Origin of the sequence: Mycobacterium zoologicum, assembly GCF_020181635.2 — a bacterium.
GTDB lineage: Bacteria > Actinomycetota > Actinomycetes > Mycobacteriales > Mycobacteriaceae > Mycobacterium > Mycobacterium zoologicum.
Map to the genome: position 1 here is coordinate 1 of NZ_JAYJJS010000041.1, position 13,294 is coordinate 13,294.

Sequence of the window (13,294 nt, forward strand, 5' to 3'; positions counted from 1 at the left end):
GGAACACTGGCTCACCAAGCAGCGGAACGCCGGCTCCCACCGACCGTAATATCCACACTTGCTCCATGGCAGCAGAAACCACAACTGTCCGAGTCCGCCGTCCCGATTCTGAGCGACTGCAGTCTCTAGCCAAGGCTCGTCAATCCGCCGTCATCGACGTCGTGCACGCAGCGATCAACGCCTTGGAACGGCAGGAATTCCTGCGGGGGCTCAACGGGGATTACCAGCGCTTGCGTAATGACCCCGAACTGTGGGAGCGCTACCTGGCCGAGCGTCGCGAGTGGGACGCGTTGGCGTGATTTGGCGAGGGGAGGTCCACTACGTCGACCTCGGCCAGCCGGTCGGACGCGAGCCGGCCTTCCGTCGCGCGGCGGTGGTGGTGTCGGTCGACATTCTCAACAACGGACCGGGTGGTCTGGTGGTCGTCGTCCCGATCACGACCGCTGGTTACGGCCTGCGAAGCCATGTCGAACTTGTGCCGGAGGCCAGCGGGCTGAATCACACCTCGTACGCGCGCTGCGACCAACTGCGAATCGTCTCGGTCGAACGGCTGTCATCTCGCCAGGGAATGATCGGCCCAGATCAAATGCAGGCCATCGACCAAGCTCTACGCTGTGTCCTCGATCTGTGATGCTCAGCTATCGGGATCGCATCGTCGGACGAAAGCAATTGGGGCGCAGTGTAATACGTGTCCGGTTCGGCGGGGGTTTCATCAGATGAACACGGCGATGTTTACTTGACATAATGTCGATTATCGGTAAAAAACCGATGCGGGTTATATGGCGGTGCAGGCTATCTCGCAGCCAGGGATGCGATCAAAGGCCCAACACGCGCCGGAGTCCCCGGTCGACCTCGTGCATGATGTTCGGCGACACCCCGCCGATCCGGTCCAGCAGGTCTGTCTTGTTAAGCGTGACGAGTGCGGTGACATTGACGACGGAATCGCGTGGAAGTCCCGTCGTTACGGCGGGTAGGAACACATTGCCGGGCATCGCCGCCAGGGCCGTGTTGGAGGTAATCACCGCGATCAGCACTGTTGCAAGACGACTGGCGTTGTATGGATCGGACTGGATAACCAGTACCGGCCGGCGTTTCGCGGGTCGGCTGCCGGAGGGTGTTCCGAGGTCGGCCCAGTAGAGTTCGGCTCGGCTGATCACCACTCGTCGCCCACCGCGTCCAACACACGGTGTCCGGCGGCTACCGCGGCGGCCTCCGCCTCATCGGTGCCATCAAGTTGCTCCATGGCGTTGTTGATCTGACCGGTTAGCGATTGGGCATCCAGCTCGTCCAAGTAGCGCTGCGCGGCCCGAGCGAAGAACTCGGATCGACTCATGCCGAGGTCAGAAGCGGTGCGGGTAACGCGATCGAACGTCTCGTCAGAAACGGATATGGCGGTCTTCATAGCCAGAGTATAACCCGGTATAACCAATGAGGTGATCCGGCGATCTTCAGCGTCGGTAAACGTCCGCGCGATGATCGACACGCTTAATCAGCACCAGTGAGCGCCCCGGTACAACACGTGCGCCGCTACTCGCGGCGGACACTGAGACGGCCTTGGGTCCATGCCCCCACTGCTGCCTGCCGGGCGTCAATACGTCACAGTGACGAAATGATGTCGAGCGGCGGTACCCTGTACTCCCGTGCATGAACACGCGAATTGTCCGTTGACATCCGATGTGATGTATTGCCACCGTATCTGCGGTATCGGCGTGTCTTTGCCAATCTATCCGAGGTACCGCCGGTAGCGTTGTTTAGGTGAGTGTGGCGCCGGCGGCGCTATGGCCGCAGGTCAACGGTGGCGTTGAGGTGGAATTCAACTCCTCCGGGGGTTCTTCGCGCTTGCCGCTGGCGGAGTGTGCCGCAGTGGCCTTTGAGTTGGACTGCTCACCCGTGCGTGGTTTCCCAGCGTTTCGCGGGCAGGGCAATTATCCAGGCCTGTGGTGGTTTTCGACGACTCGTGAGCACGTTGGGTACGAGTCGTGGTCGGAGCGTGACCATTTGATCGCGCTGGACGCCGATCCCGCGGTGGTTGGTGTTGCGTCGCAGCCGTTCCGGCTCCATTGGGGTGACGGCAGGCACCACGTGCCTGATTACTTCGTGCGGTTGTCCGACGGAACGGCGACGGTTCTTGACGTGCGGGCCGATGACCGAATATCGGATGCTGATGCTGAGTTGTTCGACCGGTCCGAGCAGGCGTGCCGTTCCCTGGGATGGGCCTATCGGCGAGCGGGCGTTGCGGATCCGGTCGTGACGGCGAATTTGCGCTGGTTGTCTGGGTATCGGCATCCACGGGTGTACCGCCCGGCGGTCGCCGCAGCGTTGGAGGCGGTGTTCGACTCGGCGCGGCCGCTGATGACCGGGGTGAGACCGGTCGGTGAAGCGATCATGGTGTTGCCGGTGCTGTTTCACCTGTTGTGGCACCGGCGACTGGGCGTGGATCTTTCCGCGGCTGTCTTGACCGAGGAGTCGATCGTCGGGCCCGCGTTGTCACGATGACGGGTATGCGGTCGGGTGTCATCCGCGAGGGCGATGAAATCCGGTTATCCGACGGCGTATTCACGGTTGTCACACTTTCGGGCAGTTCAGCCAGGCTGACCGATGCGGTCGGCGGGCAGTCGGTGGTACCGCTGTCTCGGCTGCTGGGCGACCCGGCGTTGGAGTTGGTGTCAGGATCGCGACCGGCTTTGTGTTCCGAAGAAGCGTTGGCCGGGGTGCCCGAGGCTGCCGCCGAGCGGGCCCGCTGGTGGGAACGGCACTTGATCGAGGTGTTGACGGGTCGACGGGTTGATTCCGAGGCGGGTAGCCGGCCGCGGCCGGAGTTCGATCCGGCGTCGCGTTCGTTGCGGCAGCGCGAATTGGCCAAGCTCGCCGAGCTGCGCTCGGCTGGCCACGAGATCAGCTTGTACACGTTGCAGCGGCAACGCTATGCCTACGAACGAGACGGCCTGCTGGGGGTTGTGGATCGCCGGCACATTCCCCGGCGGGCGATGTTCGGCCGCGTCGACGAGCGGCTGGTGGCCGCAGTGCGGCAGGCCATCGATGACGAGACCGACGTGTCGACCGGGACGGTGAGCCGCCTGCAGCGACGGGTGACCAAATCGCTGGTGGCTCAATACGGTGCCCAGGACGCACCGGCGATGCCGTCTCAGCGGACGTTCTATCGTCTGGTGAAGAGGCTGTCGGAGGGCCGGCACACGTTCGGGTCCGCGCGCACCCGGCGTTCGTTGTCCAAACAGCCCGACGGCCCGTTCGGTGCGCTGACGGTGGCGCGCCCCGGCGAGGTGGTCGAGATCGATTCGACCCCCCTGGATGTGCGGGTGGTCCTCGATGACGGCACGGTGGACCGGGTCGAGCTGACCGGCATGGTTGACGACGCGACCTGCTCGATTCCGGCCGCGGTGTTGCGGCCCACGACCAAAGCGGTCGACGCGGCGCTGCTGCTGGCCCGAGCGTTGACGCCAGAACCGATGCGGCCGGAGTGGTCCGATGCGCTGCGGATGTCGCGGTCGGTGCTGCCGTATCGCTGTTTGACCGGCGTGGATCAACGGTTGGCCGATGCGGCCGCCCGGCCGGTGATCGCCCCGGAGACCGTAGTGTGCGACCACGGGAAGGCGTATCTGTCGCAAACCTTCCGGCAGGCGTGTTGCACGTTGGGGATCAATCTGCAGCCCGCCCACCCGGATACGCCGACCGACAAACCCAAGATCGAGCGGACCCTGCAGTCGGTGGCCACCTTGTTCGCCCAGCATGTCGCCGGGTATGTCGGCTCCAGCGTCGAGCGGCGCGGCAAGAACGCCGAACAGGACGCGGTGTGGTCGATCGTGGAGCTGCAGGCCCTGCTGGATGAGTGGATCGTCGCGGTGTGGCAAAACCGGCCCCACGACGGCCTGCGTGACCCCGTCACCCCGGCCAAAGCATTGACGCCGAACGAGAAGTACGCCGCCTTGGTCGAGGTCGCCGGGTATGTTCCGGTGCCGCTGTCGGCTGAGGACTACATCGAGTTGCTGCCGTCGTGCTGGCGGCGCATCAATTCCTACGGGATCCGGGTCAACAACCGCAGCTATGACGCTAAGGCGCTCAACCCCTACCGCCGCCAGCACTCGGGGGTGGAATCGAAGAAGGGCCAGTGGGAGGTGCACTACGACCCCTACGACGTGTCGCGGATCTGGGTGCGCAACCATCACGATGAGGGCTGGCTGGCCGTGACCTGGACGCATTTGCGCAGCCACCCGGTACCGTTCGGCGAATTGGTATGGCAGCATGCGCGGTCCGTGCTGGCCCGGCGCGGATGCGATCAGGCGACCGAAGCCGAGATCGCCCGCGCGGCCGATGACCTGCTTGACCGGGCCGCGCAAGGCCCCGTCCCCTCCAGGCAGGAATCCAAGGATCGCCGGGTGGCGGGTCGAACGCGAGCCACCGCGACACCGGCCTGGCCCCGCCCGCCGGATACCGCAGAACCCTGCGATGAGGAGCCGCCGCCAGGCGGTGACGAGGACGCCGACGACATCGAGATCGCCCAAGTCATTCCACTACCGGTGTTCGATGCACGCAAGGAGGCTGAATCGTGGCGGCTGTGAACACTTTTGCCCCGGTGAGCCAACTCGAGGACCGGCGCCAACCCACCACCACGCTCGAGGGTTGGCGCCGTTTCGTTGATGCCGATCCACCCGAGTTCACCCTGTTGCCCGATGAGCAGTGGAGCGCCCTGTCGGAGACCGAAAGGACCAACTACAACGAAGCCCGGGTAGCGCATCACAGTGAGCTGGTCGTGGTCACCACGTCGGCGATCCAGCGCATCACCAACGAAGGCCGGCTGCTGACCCTGCTCAACCAACGCGAGATCGGCGCCCGGCGCGGGCTGATCATTTCCGGGGCGGCCGCGACCGGCAAGACCACTGCGGTCAAACAACTTGGCCGATTCCACGAACTGCGGATCCGGACACGCTTCGCCGACAAGTCCCGGATCCCGTCGTCTACGTGACCGCGCCCCCGAAAGGCTCGGCGCGCAAACTCGCGATGGAGTTCGCGCGATTCCTGGGTCTGCCGCCGATGCAACCGCGGATGAATGTCACCGATATCGCCGACGCTGTCTGCCAGGTCCTCATCGACGCCCGCACCGACATCGTGATCGTCGACGAGATCCACAACCTCAACCTCGATACCCGGGCCGGCGAGGAACTGTCCGATCACCTGAAGTACTTCACCGAACACCTGCCCGCCACGTTCGTCTACGCCGGCATCGACGTCGAGCGCTCCGGTGTGTTCACCGGCACCCGCGGACGCCAGCTCGCCGGGCGCTGCGGTGTGATCAACACCAGCCCGTTCCCGTACGCCGGGGAATGGAAGTCGCTGGTGGCCGCGATGGAAGGCACCCTGCGGTTGCACCATCACACCGCGGGAACGCTGGTCGCCGAGGCCAAGTACCTGCATCGACGCACCGGCGGCATGATCGGCAGCCTTGCGCATCTGATCCGCTCGGCGGCGATCCGCAGCATGCTCGACGAAACCGAGAACCTCACCAGGGATCTGATGGACACGGTGCTCATCGACTACGCCGCGCAAACATCGTCCCAACGCCATGCCAGCTGAGGCGTCGAGACCGCCGGCGTGGCCTCAGGGGCCTGCCGCGCCGTTACCGCGCACGGTCACACCGTTTCGTGGCGAAACGGTGCAGTCCTATCTTGATCGGCTCGCGCACGCCAACCACCTAGAACCCCGAGGTCTGCGGCGCTACCTGGCCGACGGTCCAGCGATCTGCCGTCCCCGGCCGGACTGGTTGGCAATCGCCAGCGGCCAGCCCGTGGGCATCCTTCACGCCCGGCTCATCGGGCTGGCCGCCCCCGACCGCGACACCACCCGCCAACGCCGCCACGCCCGGCCCGCATGCCGCCTGTGCATGGCACGCCGCGGTGTCTATGAGCCGGTCTACTGCTGGTTGCCCGACGCGACCGTCTGCTGCCGCCACCGCCGATGGATCGGCCCGGGCACCTACACCCTCGACGATCAACGCGATCTGCGCTGCGCCCCCGCGGTGATCGCCGCAGCGCAGCGCCATGCCCGACTGGATCGGTGTCACGGCGACGCTGCGCGCTTCGCGGTCAGGGATGCCGCGCGGATTCACCGCTGCTGGGCACGCAGCACCAGCCCGTTTACGCTGCCGCCTGCCCGCGCCGACGCCGACACGCACATCGGCGCCTACCCGGACCTGATCGCCTTGGCCGCCATCCTGGCCGGCGCTCATCGCCGGATCTGGGGCACCGCGCCAGCCACACCCGCCCGGGCCCGCGCCGTCGATGCGGTCTACGTCAATGTCGGCGCCCGGTTTCCCCAGCACCGCGACCAAACCCGCCCCATCGAACAGTGGATCCACGATCAACAACTCAGCGCCACGCGCCGCGCACACCATTTCGACGCGTGGAAACCACGACCAGGTCAATCCCCGCGATCACCGTGCCCGGCTGGGCCAGCTGGGCGGCGTGAGGGCTGACGGCGGCGTGTGGAGCCTTGGCACAATTCACCCCTTGCTGATATATCAGTATGGGCTGTACTGTTTGGTGCATGCTGACGTGTGAGAAGCGGGAATTGGCGCTGGCTCGGCTGGGCCGGGCGCTGGCGGACCCGACACGGTGCCGGATTCTGGTGGCACTGCTCGATGGGGTGTGCTACCCGGGCCAGTTGGCGGCGCAGCTGGGGTTGACACGGTCGAATGTGTCCAATCATCTGTCGTGTTTGCGGGGTTGCGGGCTGGTCGTCGCCACCTATGAGGGCCGGCAGGTTCGCTATGCATTGGCCGATCCCCACCTCGCTCGCGCCTTGAGTGAATTGGTCCAGGTTGTTTTGGCGGTGGATACCGACCAGCCCTGTGTCGGCGAGGGCGCGGCATCGGGCGCAGCCGAGGCCACCGTTGGTCGATGACCATCAGTGGCAGCGATCCGGTCGCTTTGAAGATCGCGGTCGCTCAACCGTAGTGAGATGGCAGCACAGAAGGGAGAAGCAGTGGCTATACATGGGTTCGTGGCCAAAGCGGCCGGGACAGTGTTTACCGGGCTGGTCGGGGTGAGCGCCTACGAGGTGTTGCGCAAGGTGGTGGGCGCGGCGCCGGTTCACCGGGCTGCGGTGACCGTGACGGAGTGGGGACTGCGCGGAACCCGGAGTGCGGAGGTAGCAGCGGAGTCGGCCCGGCTCAAGGTCGCCGACGTGGTCGCCGAAGCCCGCGGACGCATCGGCGACGATGCCCCTCGGCCGCCTGTCGCCAAGGCCGACGATGACGACTGCTGCCAAGTGACGGGTTAGCCGTTTTCACGGGGAAGGTTGATCGTGCCTACTGCTGAGGTTTCCTCCGATCACGGATCCGCGCTGGTCGTCGTGTCTGCGGGTGCGGGACGAATACGGATGCGTGCTAACTGGTTTCGCTCCGACGCGGTGCGGGCTGTCGCGATCGAGGACTCGGTCGCCGCGGTGGCTGGTGTGGATGCGGTCCGCGCGTATCCTCGCACGGCTTCCGTGGTGGTCTGGTATTCACCCGAGCGCTGCGACACCGCTGCCATCTTGTCGGCGATCGCCGCCGCCGAGCACATCCCTGCCGAGTCGGTGCCCGCCCGGGCGCCGCACTCGGTCGAGGGAGGCAACCCCGGTGTGCTGCAGAGGATCCTCGACTGGAGCGAGCGGACGCTATCTGGTGAGCAAGCCGACAGGTGTTCGCAACGACCAGTGCAACGAAGCGATGGCTGCTGCGACCACGACGACAGCCAGCCTGAGTCGGAGCGGCTTTGGGGCGTCGTCAAGCTGCGGCGGGCCGCGTTCTCCGGGGCAATGCTGACAGCCTCACTGGTGACGGCGTGGCTGACTCCATTCGGGCCGGTGGCACTGGGAATGAAAGTCGCGGCGCTGGCGGTGGGCGCCTCGACGTTCGTGCCCTCAACCGTTAGGCGACTGACCGAGGGCCGTGTCGGTGTAGGCACGTTGATGACTATCGCCGCCCTCGGCGCTGTTGGACTCGGTCAGGTCGGCGAGGCTGCGATGCTGGCGTTTTTGTTCTCCATCAGCGAGGGTTTGGAGGAATACGCCGTGGCGCGTACCCGCCGCGGCTTGCGTGCTCTGCTGGCGCTGGTGCCGGATCGGGCCACGGTCCTGCGCGCAGGTGTCGAAACCGTGGTGGCCGCAGCCGAACTGCGCGTCGGTGATCAGATGATTGTCAAACCCGGGGAACGTCTGGCCACCGACGGCATCATTGGTGCCGGGCGCACCGCCCTGGACGTCTCGGCGATTACCGGCGAATCGGTTCCGGTAGAGGCCGGACCCGGTGATGAGGTGTTCGCCGGGTCGATCAACGGGTCCGGAGTGCTGCAGGTGGACGTCACCGCGACCGCCCAGGACAACTCGTTGGCGCGGATCGTGCAGATCGTGGAAGCCGAACAGGCCCGCAAGGGCGCCAGCCAGCGCCTGGCCGATCGGATCGCGCAGCCGTTGGTGCCGGGCATCATGATCGCCGGGGTGCTGATCGCCGGGGCGGGGAGCATCTTCGGCAACCCGCTGGTGTGGATCGAACGCGCTCTGGTGGTGCTGGTCGCCGCGTCCCCGTGCGCGCTGGCCATCGCCGTGCCAGTGACCGTCGTGGCGGCAGTCGGTGCCGCCTCGAAGATCGGGGTACTGATCAAGGGCGGTGCCGCGCTGGAAGTCTTGGGCACCATCGGTGGGATCGCGCTGGACAAAACCGGAACGTTGACGGCCAACCGGCCCACCGTCATCGACGTCGCCACCACCAACGGTGCTACCCGCGACGAGGTGCTGGCGGTGGCGGCCGCACTGGAAATCCGCAGTGAACACCCGCTGGCCGCGGCCGTCCTGGCGGCCAACACGGCGCCGATCGTCGCAGCCGACGAGGTGCAGGCCATTCCCGGTGCCGGGCTGACCGGCCAACTCAAAGGACACAGCGTCCGACTGGGGCGGCCCGGCTGGATCGACCCCGCCGACCTGGTTGATCAGGTGGCACGTATGCAACAAGCCGGGGCCACAGCGGTTCTCGTGGAACGCGACGACCAGCTACGTGGTGCCATCGCCGTGCGCGACGAGCTGCGTCCCGAGGCAGCCGAGGTCATCGCCGGGCTCCGCGCCGGCGGCTACCAGGTGACGATGCTTACCGGCGACAATCACGCGACCGCCGCCGCGCTGGCTGCCCAAGCCGGCATCGAGCACGTCTATGCCGAACTGCGCCCGCAGGACAAGGCCCGCCTGATCGCAGAACTGGGCGCTCACCGGCCCACCGCGATGGTCGGCGACGGCGTCAACGACGCTCCAGCCCTGGCCGCCGCCGACCTGGGAATCGCGATGGGCGCCATGGGAACCGACGTGGCCATCGAAACCGCCGACGTCGCCCTGATGGGCCAAGACCTACGTCACCTGCCCCACGCACTAGCACATGCTCGACGCTCCCGGCAGATCATGCTGCAAAACGTCGGGCTCTCCCTGGGCATCATCACCGTGCTGATGCCGCTAGCGGTGTTCGGCACCCTCGGCCTGGCTGCCGTCGTGTTGGTCCATGAGCTTGCCGAAGTCGTCGTCATCGCCAACGGTGGACGCGCCGGGCGCATCAGGCCTCTTGCCGGGCCAACACAAGACACCCGGCCGCAGGCCGACTCAAGGTAGCGGCGGCGCGCCACTTAATCCGAGGCATCGCAGGTCAGCGCTCAAGCGTGCCTCAGCCACAACGACAACGGACAACAAACACCCCGCCGAGTGCATCTAGGGCCGCGGGCACCAGCCGGTAGTACGCCCACTTGCCGCGCTGGGTTCGGTCGAGCAGGCCGGCCTCGACCAGGATCTTGAGGTGATGCGACACCGTCGGCTGGGATAGCCCCACAGGGGCGGTCAGGTCGCATACACACGCCTCGGCGCCCTCATGGGCCGCGATCAGCGACACCAGTCGCAATCGGGTGGGCTCGGCGAGCGCCTTGAGCACGCCGGCCAACCGCTCGGCGGCGGCCGCATCCAGCACCCCCTCGGCGATCGGGCTGCAACACGCCGCAAGATCGGCGACGAGCAGCGCGTCATCGCGGTCGGTTGAGGACGCGATCGTGGCGGACATGACCACAGTATGACATACGCATTGACAGATATCGATGCATCGTGCAGACTGCTCCCATAGATACTTGTCGATGGAAGGAGTGGGTGGGATGACCGCCGAACACAATGAGCTGCGTGATCAGGTCCGGGCGAGCTACGGCGCCGCCGCCACCGCGGTGCGTAGCGGTGAAACCAACAGCGATGTGCTGACCGCCGCGAGCTGCTGCGGGTCCGCCGATTCCGCCGATATTGGGACCATCTTCGGCGCCGGCCTCTACGGCGACGACGTACATTCCGAGCTTCCCATCGAAGCCGTTGCGGCCAGCCTGGGCTGCGGTAACCCGACCGCGGTCGCCGACCTGCACCCCGGAGAGCGGGTGCTGGATCTGGGCTCTGGCGGCGGGATCGACGTGCTGTTATCGGCGCGCCGGGTCGGCCCGAACGGGTTTGCTTACGGCGTCGACATGACCGACGAGATGCTGGCCCTGGCGCAGGAGAACAAGGCCAAGGCCGGTGCCACCAATGTCGAGTTCCGCAAGGGCACCATCGAAGACATTCCGCTGCCCGATGCCGCCGTCGATGTGGTGATCTCCAACTGTGTGATTAACCTGTCGGCCGACAAACCAGCCGTGATCGCCGAGATGTTCCGGGTGCTGGTGCCCGGTGGGCGGATCGGGATCTCCGACGTCGTCGCCGAGGACCACCTCAGTGCGGCCCAGCGCGCCGAACGCGGCTCCTACGTCGGCTGCATCGCCGGAGCGTTGTCCCGCCAGGAGTACCTCGACGGGCTGGCCGCCGCCGGGTTCACCGATGCCACGGTCACGTTCACCCACCAGGTGGCTGAAGGGATGCACGGCGCGATCATCCACGCCACCAAACCCGCCGCATCGTCCGAGTGAGACAGCCGCAGCGAAAGACCGCATCACTGCCCCCGACCCACCTCACGTTGACAGTTGCCAGTGAAGCGGTACGCCGCTCGCGACACGGGAGAGAAACCTCATGAGTGACACCGCCATATCGACTGCTGCACCCGCAGTGGCCGCCAAGCTGTCCACACTGGACCGGTTCTTGCCGGTGTGGATCGGGGTCGCGATGGCCGCCGGCCTGCTACTCGGGCGGCTGGTGCCCGGCCTGGGCGAGGGGCTGAGCGCCGTTGAGGTCGACGGGGTCTCGCTGCCGATCGCGGCCGGGTTGCTGGTGATGATGTATCCGGTGCTGGCCAAGGTCCGCTACGACCAGCTCGGCGAGGTGACCGCCGACCGTAAACTGCTGGTGTCCTCGCTGGTGTTGAACTGGTTGATCGGGCCGGCATTGATGTTCGCCCTGGCCTGGCTGCTGCTGCCCGATCTGCCCGAATACCGCACCGGGTTGATCATCGTCGGGCTGGCCCGCTGCATCGCCATGGTCATCATTTGGAACGACCTGGCCTGCGGGGACCGCGAAGCCGCCGCAGTGCTCGTTGCGTTGAACTCGATCTTTCAGGTCTTCATGTTCGCTGCGCTGGGCTGGTTCTATCTGTCGGTACTGCCGGGCTGGCTGGGCCTGGCCCAAGCCGGGATCGAGGTGTCCCCGTGGCAGATCGCCAGATCCGTGCTGATCTTCCTCGGCATCCCGCTGCTGGCCGGATACCTGTCCCGCCGCCTGGGCGAGCGGGCCAAGGGCCGCCCCTGGTATGAGTCGCAGTTCCTGCCGCGTATCGGCCCCTGGGCGCTCTATGGGCTGCTGTTCACCATCGTCATCCTGTTTGCCCTTCAAGGCGATCAGATCACCTCCCGGCCTTTCGATGTCGCCCGCATCGCGGTGCCGCTACTGGCCTACTTCGCGATCATGTGGGCCAGCGGCTACCTACTCGGCGCCGTGCTGAAAGTGGGCTACGAACGCACCACCACGTTGGCGTTCACCGCCGCCGGCAACAACTTCGAACTGGCGATCGCCGTGGCGATCGCCACCTACGGCGCCACCTCCGGGCAAGCCCTGGCCGGGGTTGTCGGCCCACTCATCGAAGTACCCGTGCTGGTCGGATTGGTCTACGTGTCCTTGGCACTGCGCACCCGCCTCTTCGGATCCCAGCCAGCCCCAAGCGGGGACCGCTGATGGCCGATAAACCCAGCGTCCTGTTCGTCTGCGTGCATAACGCCGGACGCTCCCAGATGGCCGCCGGGCTGCTCACCCACCTGGCCGGTGACCGCATCGAGGTCCGCTCCGCGGGCACCGAACCCGCCGACCAGATCAACCCCGTCGCCGTGGCCGCGATGGCCGAACTGGGCATCGACATCACGGCCAACACCCCCACGGTGCTCACCGCCGACACGGTGCAGACCAGCGACGTCGTGATCACCATGGGCTGCGGAGACACCTGCCCATATTTCCCGGGCGTCACCTACCGGGACTGGAAACTGCCCGACCCTGCCGCCCAACCCGTTGAGGTCGTCCGCTCCATCCGCGACGACATCGCCAACCGCGTCCAGGCCCTGATCGCCGAACTGCTACCCGGCACCACCACATAACCCAAACCCACAGTCACCCAAACCTGTTACGCCACTGAGATCCCCGGGTTATCCAACGCGGCAACGGCCCATGAAATGCTGGTCGACTGTCTGGCCGTACTCGGGATCGATACGGCGATCACTGAGCGTGTCGGCCCGTTTCCGTCACCGTCGATACTAATCGGCGGGACCGAGGTGATGCGTCCCGCTCCGCCCCCGATGGGTGATATCTGTCGGTTGAGCATGCCCGGCCGCCACGTGATGCTCAGCTAGCGAGGGGCATACATGATCACGGCGACGCCGGCGACGAATACGCCGCCGTAGGCGGCCAGGATCCGGCCGAAATGGGCCTCGGACTGCAGGGTGGCGACGAACCCGTACATTCCTAGCGCGATGACGCCGAGTCCCGCCCAGAGCCAACCACGTTGCTCGCGGACGCCTTGCCAGACAAGCCAGGCACCGCCGATTTCGGCGACCGCAGCCAGGACGAATAACAGGATTGAACGCGCCACCATGATTGCTGATCTTAGGAGACCGTGCCGGGGCATCGGGGCGTCCCCGGCTTCCGGACGCGGCAGCCCCACAACCCGATCGTCGACCCGTGCGCGTACCCGTGACAGACACCTGCCCCGCACACCATACTCAGAGAGCCAACCCACGGGAACCGACGTGAACACGGCAATGCGTTGGCGTTCAAATCGAATGCCGCACTGCCGGTTCAGTCAGTTCTTCGAGAACTGGGCACT

13 protein-coding genes and 2 pseudogenes are annotated in these 13,294 nt (G+C 66.1%); 11 read left to right on the plus strand and 4 right to left on the minus strand.

The genetic code is table 11. The annotated features are described in order from the left end of the window. Positions 1-65 precede the first annotated feature (65 nt). Complete coding sequence (locus K6T84_RS22215; protein ID WP_224860243.1) at positions 66-299, plus strand: hypothetical protein; 234 nt, start codon at positions 66-68, stop codon at positions 297-299. Next, entirely contained in the window at positions 281-631 is a 351-nt protein-coding gene (locus K6T84_RS22220; RefSeq protein WP_224860245.1) for a type II toxin-antitoxin system PemK/MazF family toxin, read from the plus strand. Before K6T84_RS22215 ends, K6T84_RS22220 begins: the two co-directional genes overlap by 19 nt. A 184-nt stretch (positions 632-815) precedes the next feature. Here K6T84_RS22220 and K6T84_RS22225 read toward each other — a convergent pair whose 3' ends face one another. Beyond that, positions 816-1,160 (minus strand): type II toxin-antitoxin system PemK/MazF family toxin, encoded by a 345-nt coding sequence (locus tag K6T84_RS22225; RefSeq protein WP_224860247.1) that lies wholly within the window; start codon positions 1,158-1,160, stop codon positions 816-818. Then, positions 1,154-1,402 carry a ribbon-helix-helix domain-containing protein gene (locus tag K6T84_RS22230; protein WP_224860249.1) on the minus strand — a complete coding sequence of 83 codons (249 nt, stop codon included), beginning with the start codon at positions 1,400-1,402 and terminating at the stop codon, positions 1,154-1,156. Before K6T84_RS22230 ends, K6T84_RS22225 begins: the two co-directional genes overlap by 7 nt. A 353-nt stretch (positions 1,403-1,755) precedes the next feature. On the opposite strand from K6T84_RS22230, the gene K6T84_RS22235 reads away from it, so the two are divergent. The 7 genes and pseudogenes from K6T84_RS22235 (at position 1,756) to K6T84_RS22265 (ending at position 9,645) form a co-directional block, all read left to right on the plus strand. Next, positions 1,756-2,496 (plus strand): TnsA-like heteromeric transposase endonuclease subunit, encoded by a 741-nt coding sequence (locus K6T84_RS22235; protein WP_099459185.1) that lies wholly within the window; start codon positions 1,756-1,758, stop codon positions 2,494-2,496. A 5-nt stretch (positions 2,497-2,501) separates the two neighbouring features. Then, on the plus strand, positions 2,502-4,577 hold the full coding sequence (locus tag K6T84_RS22240; RefSeq protein ID WP_329786848.1) for a Mu transposase C-terminal domain-containing protein: 2,076 nt from the start codon (positions 2,502-2,504) through the stop codon (positions 4,575-4,577). Then, positions 4,565-5,589: pseudogene (locus tag K6T84_RS22245) on the plus strand (TniB family NTP-binding protein). The gene K6T84_RS22240 and the pseudogene K6T84_RS22245 overlap by 13 nt, the downstream one beginning before the upstream one ends. A gap of 79 nt (positions 5,590-5,668) precedes the next feature. Then, positions 5,669-6,487, plus strand: coding sequence for a hypothetical protein (locus K6T84_RS22250; protein WP_165928382.1), 819 nt, complete (start codon positions 5,669-5,671; stop codon positions 6,485-6,487). A 71-nt stretch (positions 6,488-6,558) separates the two neighbouring features. Then, positions 6,559-6,915 (plus strand): Cd(II)/Pb(II)-sensing metalloregulatory transcriptional regulator CmtR, encoded by a 357-nt coding sequence (cmtR, locus tag K6T84_RS22255; protein WP_132160229.1) that lies wholly within the window; start codon positions 6,559-6,561, stop codon positions 6,913-6,915. Positions 6,916-6,972: 57 nt separating this feature from the next. Further along, positions 6,973-7,293 (plus strand): DUF1490 family protein, encoded by a 321-nt coding sequence (locus K6T84_RS22260; protein WP_329786849.1) that lies wholly within the window; start codon positions 6,973-6,975, stop codon positions 7,291-7,293. A 99-nt stretch (positions 7,294-7,392) separates the two neighbouring features. After that, positions 7,393-9,645, plus strand: a complete 2,253-nt coding sequence (locus K6T84_RS22265; RefSeq protein WP_329786850.1) for a heavy metal translocating P-type ATPase — start codon at positions 7,393-7,395, stop codon at positions 9,643-9,645. A gap of 52 nt (positions 9,646-9,697) precedes the next feature. Here the strand turns inward: K6T84_RS22265 and K6T84_RS22270 are convergent, their stop codons facing one another. Next, positions 9,698-10,084 (minus strand): ArsR/SmtB family transcription factor, encoded by a 387-nt coding sequence (locus K6T84_RS22270; protein WP_109560616.1) that lies wholly within the window; start codon positions 10,082-10,084, stop codon positions 9,698-9,700. 88 nt (positions 10,085-10,172) lie between these two features. Between K6T84_RS22270 and K6T84_RS22275 the strand changes: the two genes are divergently transcribed. After that, entirely contained in the window at positions 10,173-10,961 is a 789-nt protein-coding gene (locus K6T84_RS22275) for an arsenite methyltransferase (protein ID WP_083079805.1), read from the plus strand. A gap of 100 nt (positions 10,962-11,061) precedes the next feature. Beyond that, positions 11,062-12,569 (plus strand): annotated as a pseudogene (gene arsB / locus K6T84_RS22280) (ACR3 family arsenite efflux transporter). A 248-nt stretch (positions 12,570-12,817) separates the two neighbouring features. On the opposite strand, the gene K6T84_RS22285 reads toward arsB, so the two are convergent. Further along, positions 12,818-13,063, minus strand: a complete 246-nt coding sequence (locus K6T84_RS22285; RefSeq protein ID WP_408066170.1) for a YnfA family protein — start codon at positions 13,061-13,063, stop codon at positions 12,818-12,820. Positions 13,064-13,294: the final 231 nt, after the last annotated feature.

Excerpts from the sequence above, each read along its gene's own strand:
- K6T84_RS22265 (WP_329786850.1), top strand. The coding sequence starts at position 7,393 with ATGCGTGCTAACTGGTTTCGCTCCGACGCGGTGCGGGCTGTCGCGATC.
- K6T84_RS22285 (WP_408066170.1), bottom strand. The coding sequence starts at position 13,063 with ATGGTGGCGCGTTCAATCCTGTTATTCGTCCTGGCTGCGGTCGCCGAA.
- K6T84_RS22230 (WP_224860249.1), bottom strand. The coding sequence starts at position 1,402 with ATGAAGACCGCCATATCCGTTTCTGACGAGACGTTCGATCGCGTTACC.
- K6T84_RS22275 (WP_083079805.1), top strand. The coding sequence starts at position 10,173 with ATGACCGCCGAACACAATGAGCTGCGTGATCAGGTCCGGGCGAGCTAC.
- K6T84_RS22215 (WP_224860243.1), top strand. The coding sequence starts at position 66 with ATGGCAGCAGAAACCACAACTGTCCGAGTCCGCCGTCCCGATTCTGAG.
- cmtR (WP_132160229.1), top strand. The coding sequence starts at position 6,559 with ATGCTGACGTGTGAGAAGCGGGAATTGGCGCTGGCTCGGCTGGGCCGG.
- K6T84_RS22240 (WP_329786848.1), top strand. The coding sequence starts at position 2,502 with ATGCGGTCGGGTGTCATCCGCGAGGGCGATGAAATCCGGTTATCCGAC.
- K6T84_RS22260 (WP_329786849.1), top strand. The coding sequence starts at position 6,973 with ATGGCAGCACAGAAGGGAGAAGCAGTGGCTATACATGGGTTCGTGGCC.
- K6T84_RS22270 (WP_109560616.1), bottom strand. The coding sequence starts at position 10,084 with ATGTCCGCCACGATCGCGTCCTCAACCGACCGCGATGACGCGCTGCTC.